Source organism: uncultured Aliivibrio sp., assembly GCF_946479765.1.
Classification (GTDB): domain Bacteria; phylum Pseudomonadota; class Gammaproteobacteria; order Enterobacterales; family Vibrionaceae; genus Aliivibrio.
Genome location: NZ_CAMLHO010000110.1, coordinates 1 through 2,925, shown reverse-complemented (window position 1 = coordinate 2,925; position 2,925 = coordinate 1). Strand labels below are relative to the sequence as shown.

General features: G+C 37.6%; 3 protein-coding genes. 2 read left to right on the top strand and 1 reads right to left on the bottom strand.

What is annotated here, in order from left to right; genetic code table 11:
• Positions 1–745, bottom strand: a 745-nt coding sequence (locus tag Q1K78_RS17240) for a TRAP transporter substrate-binding protein (RefSeq protein WP_300181672.1), incomplete at its 3' end; no start/stop codon positions are given.
• Between the two features lie 285 nt (positions 746–1,030).
• Here Q1K78_RS17240 and Q1K78_RS17235 point away from each other — a divergent pair.
• Positions 1,031–1,540 carry a TRAP transporter small permease gene (locus tag Q1K78_RS17235; RefSeq protein WP_300181670.1) on the top strand — a complete coding sequence of 170 codons (510 nt, stop codon included), beginning with the start codon at positions 1,031–1,033 and terminating at the stop codon, positions 1,538–1,540.
• Positions 1,541–1,564: 24 nt separating this feature from the next.
• A complete protein-coding gene (locus Q1K78_RS17230) occupies positions 1,565–2,866 on the top strand; it encodes a TRAP transporter large permease subunit (protein WP_023603172.1) in 1,302 nt (433 codons plus the stop codon).
• Positions 2,867–2,925 lie beyond the last annotated feature (59 nt).

Here is a 2,925-nt window from a genome sequence, read left to right as displayed (position 1 = left end):
AACTATCGTAAGCTTTATTTGAAATAACGAGAACATCAGGCACCATTGTGTGTTCATCTAAACTAAAAAATTTAGATACTTCACTGTGACGACTCAAACTATATGACGGTATATTGTTTTCAGCAGCATCTACGACACCTTGTTGAAGAGCTGTATATAACTCTCCATAAGCTAGAGGGGTTGCATTTCCACCTAATGCTTTGACCATGCTGATCGCAGAAGGGCTTGGCTGTACTCTAATTTTTAAGCCTTTAAGATCTTCAGGTGTATTAATAGGTTTAGATGCATAGAAACTACGAGCCCCAGCATCATAATAGGTTATTCCAATGAAACCACTATCCCGAGAAGAAGCCAAAATATCCTCACCTACTTCCCCTTTCTGTACATCATAGTAATGTGATTTATTACGAAATAAATAAGGCAGATTAAATGCAGCATAAGCAGGTGCAAAAGCTTCTAATTCAGCTGCATTTGTTTTAACCATATCAAGTGCACCATTCTGCATAAGCTCCATTGATTCACGCTGAGTTCCCAATTGAGCATCAGGGTAAATACGTATACGAACTTCGCCATTAGTTAATTCACGTACTTCTTTTGCCATTGAATCCATAGCCTTATGGACAGCGTAATCACGCGACTGGTTATGACTAAGTTTTAATATGGTTGCAGAAACAGCGGAAGTACTAATGCTTAGACTTAACGCAGTACCAATCAGTACCGTCAATATACTTTTACGTATCATTATTGTATCTCCATTAAGTAATTATCCATTTTTTTAAGATGTATTTGAATACAGGTGAATCTTGAGTCCAAATCAATACACCGTCAAAACAAAAATACAAATTGGTTGACCTAAATCACAATAATAACTGCCAAATTGGCCAACCAATTCATTTGAGACATAGCTCACAGGATTATAATTAGCTGTTATCTATAATCATCCTCAGAAAAATAGGATGTTAAAAGTAACAATAACTAATATTGGTTAACCAGCGTTAACTATATGCTCCCACACACAAAGGAATTAAAAGTGAATAAATTGGTTAATTATATAAATAGAGGGTTAGCTGCATTTACTATCTCACTCTCTACCTTTTTAGTTTTCTGTGTCATCTGGCAAGTGATATCACGATATGTGATTGGTAAACCAAGCACTATCACAGATGAATTAGCTCGCTATTTATTTATGTGGGTTGCTCTTATTGGTGCAGCGTATACCACTGGCCAAAAGCGCCATCTTGCTATCGACTTATTAACTATGAAATTGACCGGTAAACGAAAATTGATTAACGAGATTTTCATTCAAGCCGCCATAGCAGTATTTGCTTTTATCGTATTAATTTACGGAGGTATTAGTCTCGCGCTTAAAACATTAGCCACCGGGCAAGTAACACCTGCGTTAGGTTGGGAGATGGGTTACATCTATTTTTGTTTACCATTAAGCGGGGCATTGATGGTTTTTTATTCTTTTATTTTCAGCCGTGAAAAAGTAAAAGAATTAATATCTAGTCACTCTTTACCTACATCAAAATCCCAATAACACTAATTAAAAAGGAATTAAATTATGGAATGGCTAGTCATTCTTACTCTATTTGGTAGCTTTGCAGTTTTATTAACATTAGGCATACCGGTGTCATTTGCGATTGGTTTATCTTCTTTAGCCACGATTATGATGAGCCTTCCCCTTGAGCCTGCAATTGCCGTAGTTGCACAACGTATGGCAGCAGGTCTTGATAATTTTGCATTACTTGCAATCCCGTTCTTTATTTTAGCGGGAAATATTATGAATCAAGGTGGTATTGCGATCCGCCTTATCAATTTTGCAAAAGTATTATGTGGTCGCTTACCGGGTTCATTAGCTCATGTAAATATAATGGCAAACATGATGTTTGGTTCTATTTCAGGATCAGCGGTAGCTTCTGCAGCTGCAGTTGGCGGCACAATGTCTCCTTTACAAAAAAAAGAGGGTTATGATGAGCATTTTTCTGCTGCAGTTAATATTACATCATGCCCTACAGGTCTATTGATCCCACCGAGTAATACCTTAATTGTTTTCTCTCTTGTTTCTGGTGGGACATCAGTTGCTGCATTGTTTCTTGCCGGTTATATCCCTGGTCTAATTATGGGCGTAAGTTTAATGTGTGTAGCAGGTTTTATTGCTAAGCGCCGAGGCTATCCTGTCGCACCAAAACCAAGTATTGCTGATGTATGGGATACATTATTAAAAGCCTTACCTTCTCTAATGCTTATCGTCTTAATCATGGGTGGAATAATTGGAGGTATTTTTACCGCAACCGAAGCCTCCGCGATTGCCGTTGTATACACATTTATACTTGCAGTGATCGTTTACCGTGAAGTTAAGATAAAACAACTTCCCGCCATCATCTTAGAATCAGCAGTAACCACCTCTATCGTTCTACTATTAGTAGGGGCATCAATGGGGATGTCATGGGCAATGGCTAACGCTGATATCCCGTATATGATTGCCGATGCATTATTGGCCGTTTCTGATAACCCACTCATTGTCTTATTAATTATTAATATAATTTTACTCATCGTTGGTATCTTTATGGATATGACTCCAGCAGTGCTTATTTTTACGCCTATCTTTTTGCCTATCGTATTAGACCTAGGTATCGACCCAGTACACTTCGGGATCATGATGACGTTTAACCTTGCGATTGGTATATGTACTCCTCCAGTAGGTAGTGCATTATTTATCGGCTGCTCAGTTGCAAATGTCTCTATTGATAAAGTTATTAAACCATTATTACCTTTTTATGCAGCACTGTTCATTGCTCTTATGGCTGTTACCTTTATTCCACAATTAAGCTTATTTTTGCCTGGTTTAATTTTAGGCTACTAAATCCCGGTGTTTTTCAAGATAGTTGACACTCTTTGCTTAAATTTTACGCTACCTTTCCC

What these genes read in the sequence shown, in the direction of transcription:
- Q1K78_RS17230 (WP_023603172.1), top strand. Translation starts at nt 1,565, where the DNA reads ATGGAATGGCTAGTCATTCTTACTCTATTTGGTAGCTTTGCAGTTTTA.